The organism is Klebsiella sp. ZJOU C1 (assembly GCF_035620215.1).
Classification (GTDB): Bacteria; Pseudomonadota; Gammaproteobacteria; order Enterobacterales; family Enterobacteriaceae; genus Klebsiella; species Klebsiella variicola.
In genome coordinates this window covers 1,800,401-1,820,206 of the sequence record NZ_CP141644.1, presented here as the reverse complement: position 1 = coordinate 1,820,206, position 19,806 = coordinate 1,800,401, and the positions used below count along the sequence as shown (strand labels likewise).

Genomic DNA, 19,806 nt, shown 5'->3' with positions numbered 1-19,806 from the left:
GGCGGCTGTCCGCTAACGGGCTCCTGCCCATTCGAGCAGCTCCTGACGCCGCAGCGTCGGGAGCGCGGCGGCGTGAACGCCGACAATCGCCCCCTCCAGCGCCAGCAAGACATTGAGCGATAGAGAGGCGTTGTTTTCTCGTAGCCGTTGCCAGGCCTGCTGAGCGCCTACCTCCCGAAGCGTCCTGACATCCGGTATGCCCGCGTGGATCAGCTGCAATTCCATATGAAAGCTGATATTGGGTAAATCCTTCAGACGGCCCGACGCCCGTCGGTGGTTCTTTTCACGCTGCGCACTCTGCCACGACAACAGCGACAGCCGAAAAAGCTGAGTCTCATCGCGCCACAATGCGTCGTCAATTTGATAATACTTCATCGGCACGATGCGCCCATGTCGGCGCAGCGTTAATAAAGGATTGCGATGTTCAACCCGATACGCGGCGCTCTGCTCGCAGGCCCTCAGGTAAATATCGCCCTCTGCCACCATCGCAAACACCGTATCATCAATGGCCAGGCTATAGCCGCCAAAAAGCGGACGAGAATGTAACTGACCCAGCGGCGAGACGCAGGCCTGAAATTGCGGGAACCGCGGACATACTAGTTTTCTCATGATCATTCCTTTGTTAATCATGTAATTAAACTTAAGTTGTTAACGGATCCGCTAAGAGAAAACATAAGGGACTTCCCGAACAGCAGCAAGATGATTTTCGCCGACTTTTCTACCAGAATGCGGTTTTGCGAGACGCTTTCAGAAAATCACTGACGTTGCTGCAATCAACAGGGTGGAAAGAAATCATTAGCCGGCATTAAGGATATCGTTGAGGAGAGGTGCGCATCGCTATAAATCAGACGCGGCGGGAAATGATTAAATTTCAGCCAGCAAAATGGCAAATTGCGGTTGATCTTTTCCCCAGGTAGATATACTGTATATGCATACAGTAACTACAGGCGGGATAGACTATGTTTACTTCAGCTCACGCAAATCGTTCAGCACAGGCTTCTGCTTCTGCAGGCCACTACGCTCATCGTTCTGGCGAACAGACCGCCAATGGGCTGATCAGTGAAATTGTCTATCGTGAAGATCAACCCATGATGACACAGTTACTGCTGCTACCTTTATTACAGCAGCTGGGTCAACAGTCTCGCTGGCAGCTGTGGCTCACGCCGCAACAAAAGCTTAGCCGCGAGTGGGTCCAGTCTGCCGGTCTACCGCTGTCTAAAGTCATGCAAATTAGCCAGCTGTCACCCTGCCATACCGTAGACTCAATGATCCGCGCGCTGCGCACCGGTAATTATAGTGTGGTTATCTGCTGGCTAACGGAGGAGCTAACCGCGGAAGAGCATGAGCGTCTGGTCAATGCCGCCCAGGAAGGTTGCGCAATGGGATTCATCATGCGCCCGGTGAGAAATCAAGGCACGCTCGGCAGACAACTCAGCGGGCTAAAAATTCACTCAAATTTGTATCATTGAATGAAATTAGGATTATTCCTGGAATTTTTTTTACCGATGGTAAAGACACAGCGTTTTTCAGGGACTTTTTCGCGCAATGCCTGTCACACGGGGATTTCTGCCTTTTTTCTGCGTACGAAAATCAACCATATTTGTTAAATATTGTGTACACAACCCTTTTTTTTCATATGCCTGACAGAGTTCACACTTGTAAGTTTCGAACTAAGTTGTAGACTTTACATCGCCAGGGGTGATCGGCTTACGCTGCATGTATCAGCATAGTTAACAACAAGTCACGCCCCGGGTGAAGGATTTAACCGTGAGGTCTTTTGTAACTTCATGGCGAATTTTGGATGATAATGAGGCGCAAAAAATGAAAAAGACAGCTATCGCGATTGCAGTGGCACTGGCTGGCTTCGCTACCGTAGCGCAGGCCGCTCCGAAAGATAACACCTGGTATGCAGGTGGTAAACTGGGTTGGTCCCAGTTCCATGACACTGGCTGGTACAACAGCTCTCTGAACAACAATGGTCCGACCCACGAAAGCCAGCTGGGCGCTGGTGCGTTCGGTGGTTACCAGGTTAACCCGTACCTCGGTTTCGAAATGGGTTACGACTGGCTGGGCCGTATGCCGTATAAAGGCGACCAGGTTAATGGCGCATTCAAAGCTCAGGGCGTTCAGCTGACCGCTAAACTGGGTTACCCGATCACTGACGATCTGGACATCTACACCCGTCTGGGCGGCATGGTATGGCGCGCAGACTCCAGCAACAGCATCGCTGGCGACAACCACGACACTGGCGTATCTCCGGTATTTGCTGGCGGCGTAGAGTGGGCTGTGACTCGTGACATCGCTACCCGTCTGGAATACCAGTGGGTTAACAACATCGGCGACGCGGGCACCGTTGGCGTTCGTCCGGACAACGGCATGCTGAGCGTGGGTGTTTCCTACCGTTTCGGTCAGGAAGATGCTGCACCGGTTGTAGCTCCGGCTCCGGCTCCGGCTCCGGAAGTGACTACCAAGCACTTCACCCTGAAGTCTGACGTTCTGTTCAACTTCAACAAAGCAACCCTGAAACCGGAAGGTCAGCAGGCTCTGGATCAGCTGTACACCCAGCTGAGCAACATGGATCCGAAAGACGGTTCTGCAGTTGTTATGGGCTTCACCGACCGTATCGGTTCCGAAGCTTACAACCAGCAGCTGTCTGAGAAACGTGCTCAGTCCGTTGTTGACTACCTGGTTGCTAAAGGCATCCCGGCTGGCAAAATCTCCGCACGCGGTATGGGTAAATCCAACCCGGTTACTGGCAACACCTGTGACAACGTGAAAGCTCGCGCTGCACTGATCGACTGCCTGGCCCCGGATCGTCGTGTAGAGATCGAAGTTAAAGGCTACAAAGAAGTTGTAACTCAGCCAGCGGCTTAAGTTATAACTGATGAAAAAACCCGCCTCGGCGGGTTTTTTTATGCCTTCTCTCCCGCTTTTGCGGTGGTGGGCCCCATATCAGAGTAGCCTCTGACAGGCCGCCGTAAAGACTACTCTTTGCCTAACAGTTCCTGCAGATCGTGTTTCAGGCTCGACATTTTGCTGGCGTACTTCTCTTTATGCTCAGCATCCTCAATCAGCTGCACGATGGTTTCGGACAAGGTTTTACCCCGCCGCTGCGCCAGGCCGGCAAGACGCTGCCAGACGACAAACTCCAGATCGATAGACTTCTTACGCGTGTGCTGATGCTCCGCGTTAAAATGCCGTTTTCGTCGCGCGCGGATGGTCTGCTTCATGCGGTTCATCAGCGCCGGATTCATATGCTGCTCAATCCAGGCATGCACCAGCACAGGTTCATTCTCGAGCGTCAGCAAGTCATCTACCGCAGCTTGCGCAGCGCTGGCCTCAATGTAGCGGGTAATCAGCTCACCTTCCCGGTGCTTCTTTACCAGATATTTCCATTTCCAGCCGCTTTCAAGATTTTCCAGTTGTTGATATTTCATTGCGATCTCAATGTGACCGTGTAACTCATTTCAGGATATCAGTTTTTTCCTGATGTGCTGAATATAAATCATTATTCGTGAGGTGTATGGCCGGGGAATCATCGGGGTAATCATAATCCTCCGTGTGCTCAGTCGCGGCATCAGGTATAATTGCGCGCTTTACATCTAACTAAAAAACAGCGACTTTGACCATTACGAAACTGACCCGAACCGACCTTGCGCCCGATATGGAACCTTTTCAGGCGCTGTTTGCCCAAGCTGATCTCTCTCAACCGGCCCCCTCCCTCTCGGGCGATCTGCAGCCGCGTCTGTTCTACGCGCTTGAGCAATTGCTGTGCACGCCGGCAGTCTCCTCCTTCATGCTGGTGAAAGCCCCCGAAGAACCGGAGTATCTGCAATGGCTGACGGCAGAAACCCGTACGCTGCATGAACCTACCGCCCCGCTCTACGGGGTCCGCTATGACGTTGACGGCGCTCGCGTGACGCTCTCCCCGGCGCAACGGGCTGAGGATAATTTTGCCAGCACCGCCCCGGTCGTCGCGGCCGATTGGGTAGAGGCGGAACAGCTGTTTGGCTGCGTACGCCAGTTTAACGGCGACATCACCCTCCAGCCAGGCCTGGTTCATCAGGCCAATGGTGGCGTGCTGGTAATCTCGCTTCGCACACTGCTGGCGCAGCCGCTTCTGTGGGTGCGCCTGAAAAATATGGTGACCCGTCAGCGGTTTGACTGGCTATCCATCGATGAGTCGCGCCCGCTGCCGGTCAGCATTCCCTCCATGCCGCTGAGCCTGAAAGTCATGCTGGTCGGCGAACGCGAATCGCTGGCGGATTTCCAGGAAATGGAACCAGAGCTTTGCGCTCAGGCGATCTACAGTGAGTATGAAGACACTTTGCAGTTTGCTGACGCCGAGACGCTGAAAGCCTGGTGCCAGTGGGTATGGCAAAATGCCCAGCAGCTGACGCTGCCAGGTCCGGCGGCCGACGCCTGGCCACTGCTGATCGATGAGGGGACGCGCTACACCGGCGATCAGGAGACCCTGCCACTCAGTCCGCTATGGATAGCCCGCCAGCTGCGGGAGGCCGCCGCCTTCTGCGAAGGCGAGGAGATTACTGGCGAAGAAATGCAGACGATGCTGGCACGCCGGGAGTGGCGTGAAGGCTACCTCGCAGAACGAATGCAGGATGAAATCCTGCAGGAACAGATCCTGATTGAAACCGAAGGCGAATGCGTCGGGCAGATCAACGCCCTGTCGGTGATTGAATTCCCCGGCCATCCGCGCGCATTCGGTGAACCTTCGCGCATCAGCTGCGTCGTGCACATTGGTGATGGCGAGTTTATTGATGTCGAACGCAAAGCCGAGCTCGGCGGCAATATTCATGCGAAAGGCATGATGATCATGCAGGCTTTTCTGATGTCCGAGCTGGAGCTGGAGCAGCAGCTTCCCTTCTCCGCTTCGCTGACCTTCGAACAGTCGTACAGTGAAGTGGACGGCGACAGCGCCTCCATGGCTGAACTCTGCGCCTTAATCAGCGCGCTGGCCAATGTGCCGATTAATCAGAGCATTGCGATTACCGGTTCTGTTGACCAGTTTGGTCGCGTGCAGCCGGTCGGCGGTCTGAACGAAAAAATTGAAGGTTTCTTCACTATCTGTCAACAGCGCGGGCTAACCGGTAAACAGGGCGTCATTATTCCTGCGGCCAACGTGCGTCATCTCAGTCTTAGCCAGGAGCTCCGTCAGGCCGTTGCCGAAAACCAGTTTGCCATCTGGGCCATTGACGATATTACCGAAGCGCTGCCGATGCTGACCCAACTGATGTGGGACGGTGAAGGGCAGACGCTGCGACAAACCATTCAGGAGCGGATAGCGCAGGCGACCCAGCAAGAGACTCGCCATCGTTTTCCGTGGCCGCTACGCTGGTTAGGTGGGACAAGTTCTAACTGATCGGACTTGTTCAGCTTACACGTGTTAGCTATCCTGCGTCCCGAACTTAAAATAAGGCTTACTGAAAACATGGTAGATAAACGCGAATCCTATACAAAAGAAGATCTTCTTGCCTCTGGTCGTGGTGAACTGTTCGGCGCGAAAGGCCCGCAGTTGCCAGCACCAAACATGCTGATGATGGACCGCGTCATCAAAATGAGCGAAACCGGTGGTAACTATGACAAAGGTTATGTTGAGGCGGAACTCGACATCAACCCGGACCTGTGGTTCTTCGGTTGCCACTTCATCGGCGATCCGGTGATGCCGGGCTGCCTGGGCCTGGATGCGATGTGGCAGCTGGTCGGGTTCTATCTTGGCTGGCTCGGCGGCGAAGGCAAAGGCCGTGCGCTGGGCGTTGGCGAAGTGAAATTCACCGGTCAGGTTCTGCCGACCGCGAAAAAAGTCACCTACCGCATCCACTTCAAGCGCATTGTTAACCGTCGTCTGATTATGGGCCTGGCGGATGGCGAAGTGCTGGTTGACGATCGTCTGATCTATACCGCGAACGATCTGAAAGTCGGCCTGTTCCAGGATACTTCCGCTTTCTGATAATTATCGGCAGCGATTAAAAGGCGAAGCCCCCGCTATGCGGAGGCTTCTTTTTTAAAGAGACAGTGTCAGGCCGTTAGTACCCTGTCCTCCATGGCTTCTCGCCAGCCTCCCAGCCACCATGAGCGTTGATTCAAGCTCTGGTATGGACACATTTCTTTCGATCTCCCCGCGATACCCGCTTGATATCCACGTTGATGTGCCCGTTCCAGGCGATCTCGTTTTTGTCTCTTCATGCCTCGTTTCCCTCATTCTTTGATCTGGTGGAAAAGAAAACAGTGGTCGCAAATTGTGCAGCCACGGGTTACGAATACCGCGAAATGAAGACAACGTCAATGCGCAAAATTCACGCCAGTGTCATATTTGTGACCTATATAAGAGTTCATTTTTTGTTCATTCGGCGCAACGCTCGGTAACGAACTGACCTGGCAAAAAAAATGCCGCGCGGCTCAGATGAACCGCGCGGCATATCACTTTTATGAAATTTACTTATGGCAGACGGTTAAGCTCGCCGGCAATGGCCACCGCCTCCTGGCTCCACGCCTGGGCCAGGGTCTTCACCATCGCGTCATAGCCATCCTGCTGCTGCTTGAGCACGATGTTAAACGGGCGCTTAATCAACTGTCCCTGATGCTTCAATAGCCACTCGCCGCTGACGATAACCCGCCCGTCGTAGCGCCCGTGAAAGCCATTTACCGCCACATTGAGCGTATCCTGCTCGCTGCCCAAGGGTTGGGACGACACTACCCAGCCCGGCAACTGCTGGCTGAGGTTTGCCACCAGCGTAGTACGCAGCTGCTGGTCCAGCGGGCTGGCCCACAGATTATTATTGGCGATTACATACTGCACATCGGTGGTTTGATAGACCACTCCATTGCCCGCCAGATAATCCGGGATGCTGACCTGCTCAACCCACAGCAGACGTGCCCCCTGGCTGGCGGCGCTCTGCGCGCCGCCCTGCACCACCGGCAACTGGTAATATGTTTTGCTCTCACCGCCGCTACTGCACGCCGTCATCACGCAAACGGCTGCCACCAGTAACCATTTTTTCATTATTTCGCTCCCTTCGGCTGTGGGTCTTTTTTATCCTTCGCCTCAAATACCAGCGCATTGCTCTTATCATTGAGCGTTTTCAGGACCGGCTGCAGCTCACGCAGCACCTGATCCAGACGCTGCATATCGGCCACCATCTTATTGTAGGCCGCGGAGCCCGGCTGGAAGCCCTGCATGCTGCGGTTCAGCTCGCGCAGCGTCGTCTGCATATCGGCAGGTAGCTGCTGCATCGACTGACTGGAGGTGATCTTATTCAGACTATCCAGCGTGGTCTGTACATGCTGCATGGTCTTCTCGCTTTGCGCCAGCGTACTGGTTGCCTGTTCCAGTAGCGGATTGAGCGGCAGGTTATTGATTTTATCCAGCGCATCCATCAGACGCTGCTGGATCTGCGCCAGTCCACCGCTAATGGTCGGGATAATCGGATAGCCGTTAAACTCCTGAATTTTCCCACGCGGCGGCGCTTTCGGATAGAAGTCGAGATCGATATACAGCGCGCCGGTCACCAGGTTACCGGTTTTCAGCGAGCCGCGCAGTCCGCGGTTGATCAGATCGTCAATGTGAGCGCGAATATTCGGATCGCCGCCGAGCTGATTGACCAGACGCTGCGGTTCAACCCGCACTTCCACCGGAATGCGATAGTCATCGTTCAAACGCTGCTTCAGCCCAGGAATAAAGAACGGCACTTTGCCGACGGTTCCCAGACGGATGCCGCGGAACTCCACCGGCGCGCCGGGCTGCAGGCCACGAACCGAGTCTTTGAAGAACATCACGTAATCGATATGCTCGGTAAAGACCGAATCCTGGATGCTCTTCTGATCGTCAAACAGGTGATATTCCGTTTTGTTCGCCACCGGCTCGCCGAGGTCCAGTCCTTCCGGAATATCAAAGCTCACCCCGCCGCCAAACAGCGTCGACAACGAGCCCATCTCGACGCGCATCCCCGCCGCGGTCAAATCAACGGCGATCCCGCTGTCCTTCCAGAAGCGAACGTTAGTGGTCACCAGGCGGTCATTAGGCGCGTTGATGAACAGCTGATAAGTGATATGACGTTTCTGCGCATCAAAGGTGCTGGTTTCCACCGACCCCACGCGATAGCCGCGGAACAGCACCGGGTCGCCTGGCGACAGCTGGCCTGCCTTGCTGCTTTCCAGCAAAATCCGGATCCCCTTGGCATCCGGCGAGGCCAGCGGCGGAGAATCCAGCAGCGGATACTGCGCCGGCACCGAACCTTTCGACCCCGGCTGCAGTTCAATATAGGCCCCGGACAATAATGTCCCGAGACCACTGATCCCCTCGCGCCCTACCTGCGGTTTCACCACCCAGAAGACGGAATCGTTATGCAGTAATTTCTGCATGCCGGAATTGAGGCGAGCTTTGATTTCCACGTGGGTTAAATCGTCGGTCAGCGTCGCGCTCTCTACCACCCCAACATCCACGCTGCGGCTCTTGATCCGGGTTTTTCCCCCTTCAATGCCTTCCGCGTTAGTGGTGATCAGCGTGACCTCTGGTCCCTGATGGCTGTAATGATAAAACAGGATCCACGCTCCGATCAGCGCAGTGACGATAGGGAAGATCCACACCGGTGACCAGTTCTTCACCTTCTGCACTTTCGCTTCTCCGCTCTTATTTTCCATGTTGTTGTATTTCCTCATGGCTTGAATCTGGCTCACGATCCCACAGTAAACGGGGATCAAACGTCATCGCTGAAAACATGGTCATCACCACCACCAGCGCAAACATGACCGCGCCGATGGCGGGATAGATATTCATCAACCCTCCCATGCGCACCAACGCAGAGAGCACGGCGATGACAAAAACGTCAATCATTGACCAGCGGCCAACAAATTCCACCACTTCATAAATCAGATGCATGCGTTCCGAATCGCGCGCGCCGTTGCCGTTAGCATTCCAGCACAGCCAGGCGATAGCGATCATCTTCAGCGTCGGCACCATAATACTGGCGATAAAGATCACCAGCGCCACCGGATAGGAGCCCTCGCTCCACAGTAACACCACCCCGGCCATAATGGTCGACGGCATTTTATCGCCCAGCAGATCGGTGATCATGATCGGCATAATATTGGCGGGAAGATAGAGAATAAATGAGGTCACCAGCAGCGCCAGCGTCCACTGCAGGCTATTTTTACGCCGCGCCGTCCCTTTGCTGTGACAGCGCGGGCAGACGGTCTGGTCGGCCGGTAACACCGCCGTGCAGCAGCCGCAGGAGCGCAGCCCCTGGCGGATCCCGGCTACCCCGACCTTCAGCGGCTGGGTAATCGCCGGCATAGGGGCAATATCATCCCATAGCCAGCGGCGGTCGACGCACTGGAAGGTGCGTAACTGCAGCAGGCAAAACATGCACCAGGGAATAAAGCTCAGGCCGATGCCGATATCGCCGTAGGCCATCAGTTTGACGAAGCTCACCAGCACGCCGGCAAGAAAGATCTCCGCCATGCCCCAGGTCTTGAGGTGAAACAAAATGCGCGCCAGAAACGCCTTAAGCCCAGCGGGCATCCTGACCCGATTGACCAGCAGCAAAATGGTGACCAGACAAAAGGCCGGTACCAGTTGCACAAAGAGTAAAAAGAAGGTGCCGAGGCTGGCGTAATCCTCGGTAAACAGCACGTTGGGAATTTCCAGCAGCGCTATTTCGCTGCTGATGCCACCCACTTTCATATAGATAAAAGGAAACAGGTTGGCCAGCAGCAGCATAAACAGCGCGACCAGCGCGTAAGCCGTGGGACGCTGGCGAGGCGCGTCCCACGTGGTGGTTAACGTTGTACCGCAGCGCGGGCAGGCGGCTTTCTGGCGATGCTCAAGCTGCGGCAAAGCCACCAGCAAATCACATTGGGGACATAAAATATGTCGCGCAGCATGATGGTGATCGCACATGACAACTCCTCGGCTCAGGCGCCGTTCTTTAATCCTTCGAGATATTCCCAGCGTTCAAAGGCGGCTTCCAGCGCCTGCTCCGCTTCGGCCAGCTGCGCCAGCACTTGCTGCGTACGATCGTGCGATTGGCCAAAGAAGTCAGGATCGGCTACCTGCTCCTGCAGCGTTTGCAGTTCGGCCTCAAGCGTTTCCAGCTTCTGCGGCAGTTGCTCCAGCTCGCGCTGCAGGTTATAGCTTAGTTTGTTCCCGCCGCGTTTGACAGTTTCTGCTTTTGGCTGAGCGACTTCCGTCGTTTTTTTAACGATCGTCTGCTTTTGCGCCAAAGACTGGGCCTGCTGACCGCGGGCGTCGTGATAACCGCCGACGTACTGACCAATATGGCCGCCGCCTTCGAAGATCCAGCACTCGGTCACGGTATTGTCGACAAACTGACGATCGTGGCTGACCAGCATCACGGTGCCCTGATAGCCATCGATCAGCTCTTCCAGCAGCTCCAGCGTTTCGACATCAAGGTCGTTTGTCGGTTCATCGAGAATCAATAAGTTACTGGGTTTCAGGAACAGTCGCGCCAGCAGCAGACGGTTACGCTCCCCGCCGGACAGCGCGCGGACTGGCGTCATCGCCCGTTTCGGATGGAACAGGAAGTCCTGCAGATAGCCCAGCACGTGCCGCGGCTTACCGTTAACCATCACCTCTTGCTTACCTTCGGCGAGGTTATCCATCACCGTCCGGTCCGGATCCAGCTCTGCACGGTGCTGGTCGAAGTAGGCGACTTCCAGCTTGGTGCCAACGTGGATCCGCCCGCTGTCGGCCTGCAACTGGCCAAGCATCAGCCTCAGCAGCGTGGTTTTCCCGCAGCCATTGGGGCCGATCAGGGCAATCTTATCGCCGCGCTGGATTTGCGCGGAGAAATCTTTCACCAGCACTTTGCCGTCAACCTGATAGTTGACGTTCTCCATTTCGAAAACGATTTTGCCGGAGCGCGAAGCCTCTTCCACCTGCATCTTCGCACTGCCCATCACTTCCCGGCGCTCGCCGCGCTCGCGACGCATCGCTTTCAGGGCGCGAACGCGGCCTTCGTTGCGGGTACGACGCGCTTTAATCCCCTGGCGGATCCACACCTCTTCCTGGGCCAGCTTGCGGTCGAATTCAGCATTCTGCAGCTCTTCAACCCGCAGCGCTTCTTCTTTATCCAGCAGATACTGATCGTAATTGCCCGGATAGGTCACGAGCTTGCCGCGATCGAGATCGACGATGCGCGTCGCCATGTTGCGGATGAAGGAGCGGTCGTGCGAAATAAAGATAATGGTGCCTTTAAAGCTTTTCAGGAACCCTTCCAGCCAGTCGATAGTTTCGATATCGAGGTGGTTCGTCGGTTCATCCAGCAACAGCACGCGCGGCCCGCTGACCAGGGCACGGCCCAGCGCCGCTTTACGCAACCAGCCGCCGGAAAGCGAAGCCAGCTGCGCGTCGGCGTTAAGACCAAGCTGCTCGATCACTTCATTGATGCGGCTATCCAGCTGCCACAGGCCCAGGTTATCCAACTGTTCCTGCAGACGGGCCAGTTCATTTAAATTTTTGTCGCTCGGGTCGGTCATCACCTGATGCGAAACATCATGGTAGGCCTTCAGGTAAGCGGCCTGTTCGGCGATCCCTTCGGCGACGAAATCGTACACCGTACCGGCAACGTTGCGCGGCGGATCCTGCTGCAGACGCGCGACGATCAGATCCTGTTCATAAATAATACGCCCGTCATCCAGCCCCTGTTCACGGTTAAGGATCTTCATCAGGGTCGATTTACCGGCGCCGTTGCGCCCAACCAGACAGACGCGTTCGTTATCTTCGATATGCAGTTCAGCATTATCCAGCAGCGGCGCATCGCTGAATGAAAGCCAGGCGCCGTGCATACTAATCAGTGACATTCTTTATTCCTTTCAGGCTGCAGTAATCAGCCAGCAGTTGTGGATCTGACGGTTGCGGGCAAAATCCTGCGACAGCGTTTTTTGCGAAATCTCTTGCGCCTTCAGGCCAAGCGCCGCCAGCCCGTCATGATCCATACGGAAACCGCGTTTGTTGTTCGAGAACATAATGGTGCCGCCTTTACGCAGCAGACGTTTCAGATCGGTCATCAGGCGAATATGATCGCGCTGCACGTCAAAGGCATCTTCCATTCGTTTGGAGTTAGAGAAAGTCGGCGGATCGATAAAGATCAGATCGAACTGCTCGGTGCTTTCCCGCAGCCAGCCCAGCACGTCAGCCTGCATCAGGCGATGCGCACGACCGGTCAGGCCATTGAGACGCAGGTTGCGCTCCGCCCACTCCAGATAGGTACGCGACATATCCACCGTGGTCGTAGAGCGCGCGCCGCCCAGACCGGCGTGGACGCTGGCGCTGCCGGTATAGGAGAACAGGTTGAGGAAATCCTTACCTTTGCTCATCTGGCCCAGCATGCGACGGGCGATACGGTGGTCGAGGAACAGACCGGTATCGAGGTAGTCGGTGAGGTTAACCCACAGGCGCGCGTTGTACTCCTGCACCTCGATAAAGTCGCCCTTCTCCGCCATCTTCTGATACTGGTTTTTACCCTTTTGTCGCTCGCGGGTCTTCAGCACCAGCTTGTTAGGCGCCATGTCCAGTACGGCGATAGTCGCAGCGATGATGTCGAACAGACGCTGGCGCGCCTTATGCGCGTCGACGGTTTTCGGCGGGGCATACTCCTGGACCACCACCCAGTCGGCATAGCGGTCAATGGCCACGTTGTATTCCGGTAGATCAGCATCGTACAGGCGATAGCATTCGATTCCTTCCTGGCGGGCCCATTTTTCAAACTTCTTCAGGTTTTTACGCAGGCGGTTAGCAAAATCCTCCGCCAGCATCGCCGGCTTGCCGCCTTCGCTCTCCGCCAGGTGATAGTTTTTCTGTACGCAGTCCAGCGGGCCGTTCTTCGCTTTGAACTGTTTATCGGCACGCAGCTGCAGGCAGCTCAGCAGTTCCGGCGAGGCGCTGAACACCGACAGGTTCCAGCCGCCAAACTGACTTTTCATGATCCGGCCCAGCAGGCTGTGCAGGGCAATCAGCGCCGGCTCGCTTTCCAGGCGCTCGCCGTACGGCGGGTTGCTGATCACGGTGCCGTACGGGCCTTTCGGCAGCGGGTTATTCAGCTGGGCGACGTCTTTGACTGCAAAATCGATCAGCTCGCCGATGCCGGCGCGACGGGCGTTGCGGCGCGCGCGCTCAATGACGCGCTCGTCGACGTCAGAGCCATAGAAGCGCGACCCATAGGCCGCCAGCCCCTGACGCGCGCGGGTTTGCGCTTCCGCCTTCACCTCTTTCCAGATAGCGTCATCGTGCTGCGCCCAACCGCCAAAGCCCCAGTGGCCGCGGTGCAGACCCGGCGCACGATCGGTCGCCAGCATCGCCGCTTCAATCAGCAGGGTACCGGAGCCGCACATCGGATCGAGCAGCGGCGTACCCGGTACCCAACCAGAGCGCATGACGATCGCCGCCGCGAGGTTTTCTTTGATCGGCGCCATACCGGTACCATCGCGGTAGCCGCGCAGATGCAACCCTTCCCCGCTCAGATCCAGGGAGATATGCGCCGTCTCTTTGTTCAGCCAGACGTTGATCCGCAGATCGGGCGACTCACGATCGACATTCGGGCGCGGCAGGTTTTTACGCGTGAAGCTGTCGACGATGGCGTCTTTGACTTTTAATGCACCATACTGGCTGTTGCGGATCTCGTCATTGAGGCCGCTAAAATGTACCGCGAAGGTGGCGCCAGGGTTAAACATCTCCGTCCACGGAATGGCCTGTACGCCGAGGTACAGATCCAGATCGCTGTATACGCGACACTCGCCCAGCGGCAGCATGATGCGCGAAGCCAGCCGGCTCCACATCAGGCTTTGATACAGCAGGCGCGTATCCCCCTGAAAATGGACCCCGCCCTGGACGACCTGGCAGTCCGTCGCGCCAAGTCCTTCCAGTTCAGTTTTTAACAGCTCTTCCAGCCCACGAGCCGTACTGGCAAACAGAGAATTCATATCGTCACTTTTACTTAAAGAAAATTGGTGCGCATTATAGCCAATATGTGCCCTATGTCATAAAGTTATAGGCTTATTTTTGGAACCCGGAGGCAGCGTATGGTAACGCTCTCGCGACTTTTTATTCATCCCGTTAAATCCATGCGCGGCATGGGCCTGACCCACGCCTTTGCTGATATCAGCGGCCTGGCCTTCGATCGCCTGTTTATGGTCACCGAAAACGACGGGACCTTTATTACCGCCCGCCAGTTTCCGCAAATGGTAAAATTTATTCCGGCGCCGCTGCATGATGGCCTTCACCTGACCGCGCCGGACGGCAGCAGCGCCGTGGTGCGTTTTAGCGATTTCGCCCTGCAGGCCGAGCCCACCGAAGTCTGGGGCAACCATTTCACCGCCCTCATCGCGCCCGCCGCCGTTAACCAGTGGCTCAGCGGCTTTTTCAAGCGCGATGTCCAGCTGCGCTGGCTGGGGCCGCAGTTAACCCGCCGGGTGAAGCGTCACGATGCGGTACCGCTCTCCTTCGCCGACGGCTACCCGTACCTGCTGGCTAACGAGGCCTCGCTGCGCGATCTGCAGCAACGCTGCCCGGCCAGCGTAAGCATAGAACAGTTTCGTCCTAACCTCGTGGTCACCGGCGCGGCCGCCTGGGATGAAGATAGCTGGAAAGTGATCCGCGTCGGCGAAGTGGTGTTTGACGTCGCTAAGCCATGCAGCCGCTGCATTTTTACCACCGTCAGTCCAGAGCGCGGGCAGAAGCATCCCACCGGGGAGCCGCTGGAAACCTTAAAGCGTTTTCGTACTGCGCTGGACAATGGCGATGTCGATTTTGGCCAGAACCTGATTGCCCGCAACAGCGGGGTGATCCGGGTGGGTGATGAAGTCGAAATCCTCGCCCGCGGCCCGGCGAAAGCCTACGGCGCCGGCGAGAGCGACGATACTCCGGCCCCGGAAGCGCAGCAGCAAGCTACGGTTGCCATCGAATGGCAGGGTCAACAGTTTAGCGGGAATAACCAGCAGGTGCTGCTGGAGCAACTGGAGCAACAGGGCATTCGCGTACCCTATTCGTGTCGGGCGGGGATCTGCGGCAGCTGCCGCATTCGGCTGGAAGAGGGCGAAGTCAGCGCGTTAAAGAAAAATGCGGTCGCCGGGGACGGCACCATTCTCGCCTGCAGCTGCGTACCGAAAACGGCGCTGCGCCTGGCGCCTTAAACCGCCTGTCCCAGGCTGTAGCTGACCGCGCTCTGCGCCGGCTGCAGCCTGTCGTTCATGATTTTAATAACGTCGCCTAACTGCATCACGCGCCCGGCAAGGGTGAGACCCGGCTGGGCAAGCAGACAAAGCGCGGCGTTATCTCCCGGCTCCACCACCAGCAAATTCACCTGCTCCCCGGTATCGCTCAGCCAGACGCAGGCGGCGTCGCCGCCGCTCGGCTGCCACTGGTGGGGATGAGCGATAAAGTGCCAGCTTTTCGGCATCTGCGGTTTGAGAAAACGGATCGCGGTTAACGCATTGAGGACTAATTCCGCTCGCTGTTCTTTCGACAGTTCGAGATCGCGACATTTTTCTTCAAAGGAGAAATAGAGCGCGGCGTCATCGACGCAGAATCCCGACGGCGCAAAGGCATCCGGGGTCAGCATTCGCCGGGCGAAGCGCGAGCGAAATAACATGCCATTGGCCAAATCGAGCATCATGCGGTCGTGCTCTTCATCGTAATACCAACGCCAGTTATCGTCAGGTTTAATGCGCATTTTTCCCCCTGTCCCCTTTCATACGCCTCTGCAAAGTTGTTGCGACTTGCCGCAGAATATTTTCTAAAATTAAGAAAAGTCTAAAATGTTTAAATAAGCAACAGTGAGGGAATATAAAACAACCAGGGCCGGAAATAAAGCCCTGGGTGGGTTTCAGCGGAGGAAAAGATTAGATGTGGGTAACAATTTCTTTAATCAGCGGCGGACCTTTAAAAATAAATCCGGAATAGATCTGCACCAGCGATGCTCCGGCGGCTATCTTTTCTCGCGCAGCAATCACCGAATCAATACCGCCCACGCCGATGATAGGCAAACGACCATTCAGCTCAGCGGAGAGCATACGGATAATTTCAGTGCTCTTTAATTGTAATGGACGACCGCTAAGCCCACCGGTCTCATCGCAATGTTTCATTCCCTGAACCAGAGAACGATCGAGGGTGGTATTGGTTGCAATTACCCCATCAATATTATGACGCACGAGGCTATCGGCAACCTGGATCAATTCCTCTGGTAAAAGATCCGGCGCGATCTTCACGGCGACCGGAACATATTTCTGATGCTTTTGCTGCAGCTCAAGCTGCTTATTTTTAATACCGGAGAGTAAATCATCGAGCGCTTCACCGTATTGCAGCGTACGCAGCCCCGGGGTATTCGGTGAGGAGATATTAATGGCGATATACCCGGCGTAAGGATAGACTTTTTCCATACAAATCAGGTAATCATCTTTACCGTGCTCCACCGGCGTATCTTTATTTTTGCCGATATTGATGCCCAGCACGCCGTCAAAATGCGCCTTTTTCACGTTCTCAACCAGGTTATCAACGCCATGGTTATTAAAGCCCATGCGGTTGATCAACCCCTCGGCATCCACCAGACGGAAGATCCTCGGTTTATCGTTGCCCGGCTGCGGACGCGGGGTGACGGTGCCGATCTCAATCGAACCAAAACCCATCGCGCCCAGCGCGTCAATGCATTCCCCATTTTTATCCAGCCCGGCCGCCAGACCCAGCGGATTTTTAAAGGTCAGCCCCATGCAGGTAACGGGCCTGGCCGGTACCTTCTGGCGAACCAGCATTTCCAGCGGCGTCCCGGTGACACGGCGTAATTGTTGAAAGGTAACTTCATGAGCGCGCTCAGGATCGAGCTGAAAAAGGGCTTTACGAACGAAGGGGTAGTACATGAACTCTCCTGGATTCCCGGTGTGCAAACCGGGGGCGTATTATGTGCGATCCGCAGCTGAAAGGGAATTGACCTGCGACAAAAAATCACCCATCAGCGCAAACGATTACCTCTCCCCGCGCCGTTATGCGCTTTTCGGCTATCTAACGGTGGATAAATCATTTAGGGAAATAATGGTGCTCTGTCACACTCACTGCAAATGTTATCAATTATAGATAAATGCAAACATTTAGTTATAAGGAGAGAGAGATGCGCGTCATTACGCTTGCGGGCAGCCCGCGTTACCCTTCCCGTTCCAGCGCCCTGCTGGAATATGCCAGAGAGACGCTCACCGCCGCCGATATCGAAGTCTGCCACTGGCATCTGCAGAACTTTGCCCCGGAAGACCTCCTGTACGCTCGCTTTGACAACCCGGCGCTACAAACGCTCAATGAGCAACTGTCCGGGGCCGACGGTCTGATTATCGCCACGCCGGTGTATAAAGCCTCGTTTTCCGGCGCCCTGAAAACCCTGCTCGATCTGCTTCCTGAGCGCGCGCTGGAGGGCAAAATCGTGCTACCGCTGGCCACTGGCGGCACCATCGCCCACATGCTGGCGGTGGACTACGCTCTGAAACCCGTCCTGAATGCCCTGAAGGCCCAGGAGATCCTCCATGGCGTCTTCGCCGATGACAGCCAGGTCACGGATTACCAGCATAAGCCGCAGTTCACCCCTAACCTGCAGCGGCGCCTGGATGAGTCCCTGGAGACCTTCTGGCAGGCGCTGCATCGTCCCAGCAGCCGCGCCCCGTCGTTAACGTCTCTGCGTGGGGTGGAACATGTTTAATCCTCTCCGCGCGCTGACCCTCGGCGGACTGCTGTTGTTCTCCGCGCTGGGCCACGCCGCCCCGGCGGCGCCCGATGCCCTGCGCATTGGTTATCAGAAAGGCAGCGTCAGCATGGTGCTGGCGAAGAGCCATCAGCTGCTGGAGCAGCGCTATCCGGGCACCCATATCTCGTGGATTGAATTCCCGGCCGGTCCGCAGATGCTGGAGGCGCTGAACGTCGGCAGCATTGACATCGGCAGTACTGGCGACATTCCGCCTATCTTTGCTCAGGCGGCGGGCGCCGATCTGGTCTATATCGGTTCGGAGCCGCCCAAGCCGAAAGCGGAAGTCATCCTGGTGGCGCAAGGCAGTCCTATTCACAACGTTGCCGAATTAAAAGGGAAAAAGGTCGCTTTCCAGAAAGGTTCCAGCTCCCACAATCTGCTGCTGCGCGCCCTGCAGCTGGCGGGCCTGAAATTTAGCGATATTCAGCCGGTTTACCTTGCCCCCGCCGATGCGCGCGCCGCCTTCCAGCAGGGTAATGTCGACGCCTGGGCCATCTGGGATCCGTACTACTCCGCCGCGCTGCTGCAGGGCGGCGCCCGGGTACTCACTGACGGAACCGATCTGAAACAGACGGGATCGTTCTATCTTGCTTCCCGCCCCTACGCTGAACGCAATGGCGCTTTCATTGAAGGCGTACTCGATACCTTTACTCAGGCCGATGCCCTGACCCATAGCCAGCGCGCGCAAAGCATTACGCTGCTGGCGAAAACGATGGGATTACCGGAAGCGGTGATCGCCAGCTATCTGGACCATCGTCCCCCCACCTCAGTAACCCCGGTGAGCGCCGAAACCGCCGCTCGCCAGCAGCAGACGGCCGACCTGTTCTATGAGAACAAGCTGGTGCCGAAAAAAGTTGATATCCGGGCCCGTATCTGGCAGCCCGTTGCCGCACAAGGAGCGAAATCATGAGTCTGAATATGTTCTGGTTTTTACCGACCCATGGTGATGGTCGTTATCTGGGCACCGAAGAGGGCGCCCGTCCGGTCGATTACGGCTATCTGCAGCAAATCGCGCAGACGGCGGATCGGCTGGGGTTCACCGGCGTGCTGATCCCGACCGGACGCTCATGTGAAGATGCCTGGCTGGTTGCGGCCTCGATGATCCCGGTGACGCAGCGGCTGAAATTTCTTGTCGCCCTCAGGCCTAGCGTGGTGTCGCCGACGGTAGCCGCCCGCCAGGCGGCGACACTGGACCGACTGTCAAACGGCCGGGCGCTGTTCAATCTGGTCACCGGCAGCGATCCCGCCGAGCTGGCCGGCGACGGCGTCTTCCTCGACCACACCGAGCGCTATGAGGCCTCAGCTGAATTTACCCACATCTGGCGCAAGCTGATGGAGGGAGAAACCGTCACCTTTAACGGCAAGCATCAGCGCGTTCGCGACGCTAAGCTGCTGTTCCCGCCGCTCCAGGAGCCCCGTCCACCGCTCTATTTCGGCGGATCGTCTGACGTCGCGCAGGATCTGGCCGCCGAGCAGGTCGATCTCTATCTCACCTGGGGTGAACCGCCGAAGCAGGTGGCAGAGAAGATTGCTCAGGTCCGGGAGAAAGCGGCCCGGCATGGGCGCCGGGTGCGTTTTGGCATCCGTCTGCACGTGATCGTGCGGGAAACCAACGAGGAAGCCTGGCAGGCGGCGGACAGCCTTATCTCCCACCTTGATGATGAAACGATCGCCCGCGCCCAGGCGGCCTTCGCCAGAACCGACTCCGTCGGTCAACAGCGAATGGCGGCGCTGCACAACGGTCGACGCGATCAGCTCGAGATCAGCCCCAACCTGTGGGCCGGCGTCGGCTTAGCGCGCGGCGGCGCCGGTACTGCGCTGGTGGGCGATGCCGCCACCGTTGCCGAACGAATCAATGAATACGCTGCGCTGGGTATTGATAGCTTTATCTTCTCCGGCTATCCGCATCTGGAAGAGGCGTATCGGGTCGGCGAGCTGTTGTTCCCCCTGCTCGACGTCGCCGTGCCGTCTATCCCGCAGCCGCAAAACCTGCGCCTGCAGGGGGAAGCGGTCGCCAACGAGTTTATCCCGCGTAAAGTGGCGCAAAGCTGAG

Annotated in this window: 18 protein-coding genes; 8 read left to right on the top strand and 10 right to left on the bottom strand. The window is 56.6% G+C overall.

The features are described from left to right. Positions 1–12: 12 nt before the first annotated feature. Entirely contained in the window at positions 13–609 is a 597-nt protein-coding gene (locus SPE70_RS08505) for a TfoX/Sxy family DNA transformation protein (protein ID WP_012542296.1), read from the bottom strand. 350 nt (positions 610–959) lie between these two features. Here SPE70_RS08505 and sulA point away from each other — a divergent pair, with 350 nt between their 5' ends. Beyond that, positions 960–1,469 carry an SOS-induced cell division inhibitor SulA gene (sulA, locus tag SPE70_RS08500; protein WP_008805893.1) on the top strand — a complete coding sequence of 170 codons (510 nt, stop codon included), beginning with the start codon at positions 960–962 and terminating at the stop codon, positions 1,467–1,469. A gap of 352 nt (positions 1,470–1,821) precedes the next feature. Next, on the top strand, positions 1,822–2,874 hold the full coding sequence (ompA, locus tag SPE70_RS08495; RefSeq protein ID WP_008805892.1) for a porin OmpA: 1,053 nt from the start codon (positions 1,822–1,824) through the stop codon (positions 2,872–2,874). Positions 2,875–2,984: 110 nt separating this feature from the next. On the opposite strand, the gene matP is transcribed toward ompA, so the two are convergent. Beyond that, positions 2,985–3,437, bottom strand: a complete 453-nt coding sequence (gene matP, locus SPE70_RS08490; RefSeq protein WP_008805891.1) for a macrodomain Ter protein MatP — start codon at positions 3,435–3,437, stop codon at positions 2,985–2,987. 185 nt (positions 3,438–3,622) lie between these two features. Here matP and SPE70_RS08485 point away from each other — a divergent pair, with 185 nt between their 5' ends. Both SPE70_RS08485 and fabA read left to right on the top strand, forming a co-directional pair. Continuing rightward, positions 3,623–5,380 carry an AAA family ATPase gene (locus tag SPE70_RS08485; protein ID WP_055323163.1) on the top strand — a complete coding sequence of 586 codons (1,758 nt, stop codon included), beginning with the start codon at positions 3,623–3,625 and terminating at the stop codon, positions 5,378–5,380. A gap of 69 nt (positions 5,381–5,449) precedes the next feature. Continuing rightward, entirely contained in the window at positions 5,450–5,968 is a 519-nt protein-coding gene (fabA, locus tag SPE70_RS08480) for a bifunctional 3-hydroxydecanoyl-ACP dehydratase/trans-2-decenoyl-ACP isomerase (protein ID WP_012542300.1), read from the top strand. A gap of 68 nt (positions 5,969–6,036) precedes the next feature. On the opposite strand, the gene rmf is transcribed toward fabA, so the two are convergent. The 6 genes from rmf to rlmKL form a co-directional block, all read right to left on the bottom strand. Next, positions 6,037–6,204 carry a ribosome modulation factor gene (rmf, locus tag SPE70_RS08475; RefSeq protein ID WP_002898396.1) on the bottom strand — a complete coding sequence of 56 codons (168 nt, stop codon included), beginning with the start codon at positions 6,202–6,204 and terminating at the stop codon, positions 6,037–6,039. 253 nt (positions 6,205–6,457) lie between these two features. Next, entirely contained in the window at positions 6,458–7,021 is a 564-nt protein-coding gene (pqiC, locus tag SPE70_RS08470; RefSeq protein WP_008805888.1) for a membrane integrity-associated transporter subunit PqiC, read from the bottom strand. After that, positions 7,021–8,658 carry an intermembrane transport protein PqiB gene (pqiB, locus tag SPE70_RS08465; protein ID WP_008805887.1) on the bottom strand — a complete coding sequence of 546 codons (1,638 nt, stop codon included), beginning with the start codon at positions 8,656–8,658 and terminating at the stop codon, positions 7,021–7,023. Before pqiB ends, pqiC begins: the two co-directional genes overlap by 1 nt. After that, positions 8,648–9,916, bottom strand: coding sequence for a membrane integrity-associated transporter subunit PqiA (pqiA, locus tag SPE70_RS08460; RefSeq protein ID WP_012542302.1), 1,269 nt, complete (start codon positions 9,914–9,916; stop codon positions 8,648–8,650). Before pqiA ends, pqiB begins: the two co-directional genes overlap by 11 nt. A gap of 14 nt (positions 9,917–9,930) precedes the next feature. Next, entirely contained in the window at positions 9,931–11,838 is a 1,908-nt protein-coding gene (locus SPE70_RS08455) for an ABC transporter ATP-binding protein (RefSeq protein ID WP_008805885.1), read from the bottom strand. Between the two features lie 12 nt (positions 11,839–11,850). Beyond that, positions 11,851–13,956, bottom strand: coding sequence for a bifunctional 23S rRNA (guanine(2069)-N(7))-methyltransferase RlmK/23S rRNA (guanine(2445)-N(2))-methyltransferase RlmL (gene rlmKL, locus SPE70_RS08450; protein WP_060876106.1), 2,106 nt, complete (start codon positions 13,954–13,956; stop codon positions 11,851–11,853). A gap of 99 nt (positions 13,957–14,055) precedes the next feature. Here rlmKL and SPE70_RS08445 point away from each other — a divergent pair, with 99 nt between their 5' ends. After that, the gene (locus tag SPE70_RS08445; protein ID WP_022066080.1) at positions 14,056–15,165 is read left to right on the top strand and encodes a YcbX family protein; all 1,110 of its coding nucleotides are present in this window, start codon (positions 14,056–14,058) and stop codon (positions 15,163–15,165) included. Here SPE70_RS08445 and zapC read toward each other — a convergent pair. Beyond that, complete coding sequence (gene zapC / locus SPE70_RS08440) at positions 15,162–15,704, bottom strand: cell division protein ZapC (RefSeq protein WP_012542305.1); 543 nt, start codon at positions 15,702–15,704, stop codon at positions 15,162–15,164. The two genes, SPE70_RS08445 and zapC, sit on opposite strands and share 4 nt — an antisense overlap. A gap of 169 nt (positions 15,705–15,873) precedes the next feature. After that, positions 15,874–16,884 (bottom strand): quinone-dependent dihydroorotate dehydrogenase, encoded by a 1,011-nt coding sequence (gene pyrD, locus SPE70_RS08435; protein WP_002898303.1) that lies wholly within the window; start codon positions 16,882–16,884, stop codon positions 15,874–15,876. Positions 16,885–17,132: 248 nt separating this feature from the next. Here pyrD and ssuE point away from each other — a divergent pair, with 248 nt between their 5' ends. From ssuE to ssuD, 3 genes are read left to right on the top strand one after another with little or no spacing between them, the layout of a single operon-like run. After that, the gene (ssuE, locus tag SPE70_RS08430; protein ID WP_022066081.1) at positions 17,133–17,708 is read left to right on the top strand and encodes an NADPH-dependent FMN reductase; all 576 of its coding nucleotides are present in this window, start codon (positions 17,133–17,135) and stop codon (positions 17,706–17,708) included. Next, positions 17,701–18,663, top strand: a complete 963-nt coding sequence (locus SPE70_RS08425; RefSeq protein WP_023297328.1) for a sulfonate ABC transporter substrate-binding protein — start codon at positions 17,701–17,703, stop codon at positions 18,661–18,663. The genes ssuE and SPE70_RS08425 overlap by 8 nt, the downstream gene beginning before the upstream one ends. After that, entirely contained in the window at positions 18,660–19,805 is a 1,146-nt protein-coding gene (ssuD, locus tag SPE70_RS08420) for an FMNH2-dependent alkanesulfonate monooxygenase (RefSeq protein WP_055323164.1), read from the top strand. The genes SPE70_RS08425 and ssuD overlap by 4 nt, the downstream gene beginning before the upstream one ends. Position 19,806: the final 1 nt, after the last annotated feature.

Coding starts and splice junctions, on each gene's coding strand:
- SPE70_RS08505 (WP_012542296.1), bottom strand. CDS start 609: ATGAGAAAACTAGTATGTCCGCGGTTCCCGCAATTTCAGGCCTGCGTC.
- sulA (WP_008805893.1), top strand. CDS start 960: ATGTTTACTTCAGCTCACGCAAATCGTTCAGCACAGGCTTCTGCTTCT.
- ompA (WP_008805892.1), top strand. CDS start 1,822: ATGAAAAAGACAGCTATCGCGATTGCAGTGGCACTGGCTGGCTTCGCT.
- matP (WP_008805891.1), bottom strand. CDS start 3,437: ATGAAATATCAACAACTGGAAAATCTTGAAAGCGGCTGGAAATGGAAA.
- fabA (WP_012542300.1), top strand. CDS start 5,450: ATGGTAGATAAACGCGAATCCTATACAAAAGAAGATCTTCTTGCCTCT.
- rmf (WP_002898396.1), bottom strand. CDS start 6,204: ATGAAGAGACAAAAACGAGATCGCCTGGAACGGGCACATCAACGTGGA.
- pqiC (WP_008805888.1), bottom strand. CDS start 7,021: ATGAAAAAATGGTTACTGGTGGCAGCCGTTTGCGTGATGACGGCGTGC.
- pqiB (WP_008805887.1), bottom strand. CDS start 8,658: ATGGAAAATAAGAGCGGAGAAGCGAAAGTGCAGAAGGTGAAGAACTGG.
- pqiA (WP_012542302.1), bottom strand. CDS start 9,916: ATGTGCGATCACCATCATGCTGCGCGACATATTTTATGTCCCCAATGT.
- SPE70_RS08455 (WP_008805885.1), bottom strand. CDS start 11,838: ATGTCACTGATTAGTATGCACGGCGCCTGGCTTTCATTCAGCGATGCG.
- rlmKL (WP_060876106.1), bottom strand. CDS start 13,956: ATGAATTCTCTGTTTGCCAGTACGGCTCGTGGGCTGGAAGAGCTGTTA.
- SPE70_RS08445 (WP_022066080.1), top strand. CDS start 14,056: ATGGTAACGCTCTCGCGACTTTTTATTCATCCCGTTAAATCCATGCGC.
- zapC (WP_012542305.1), bottom strand. CDS start 15,704: ATGCGCATTAAACCTGACGATAACTGGCGTTGGTATTACGATGAAGAG.
- pyrD (WP_002898303.1), bottom strand. CDS start 16,884: ATGTACTACCCCTTCGTTCGTAAAGCCCTTTTTCAGCTCGATCCTGAG.
- ssuE (WP_022066081.1), top strand. CDS start 17,133: ATGCGCGTCATTACGCTTGCGGGCAGCCCGCGTTACCCTTCCCGTTCC.
- SPE70_RS08425 (WP_023297328.1), top strand. CDS start 17,701: ATGTTTAATCCTCTCCGCGCGCTGACCCTCGGCGGACTGCTGTTGTTC.
- ssuD (WP_055323164.1), top strand. CDS start 18,660: ATGAGTCTGAATATGTTCTGGTTTTTACCGACCCATGGTGATGGTCGT.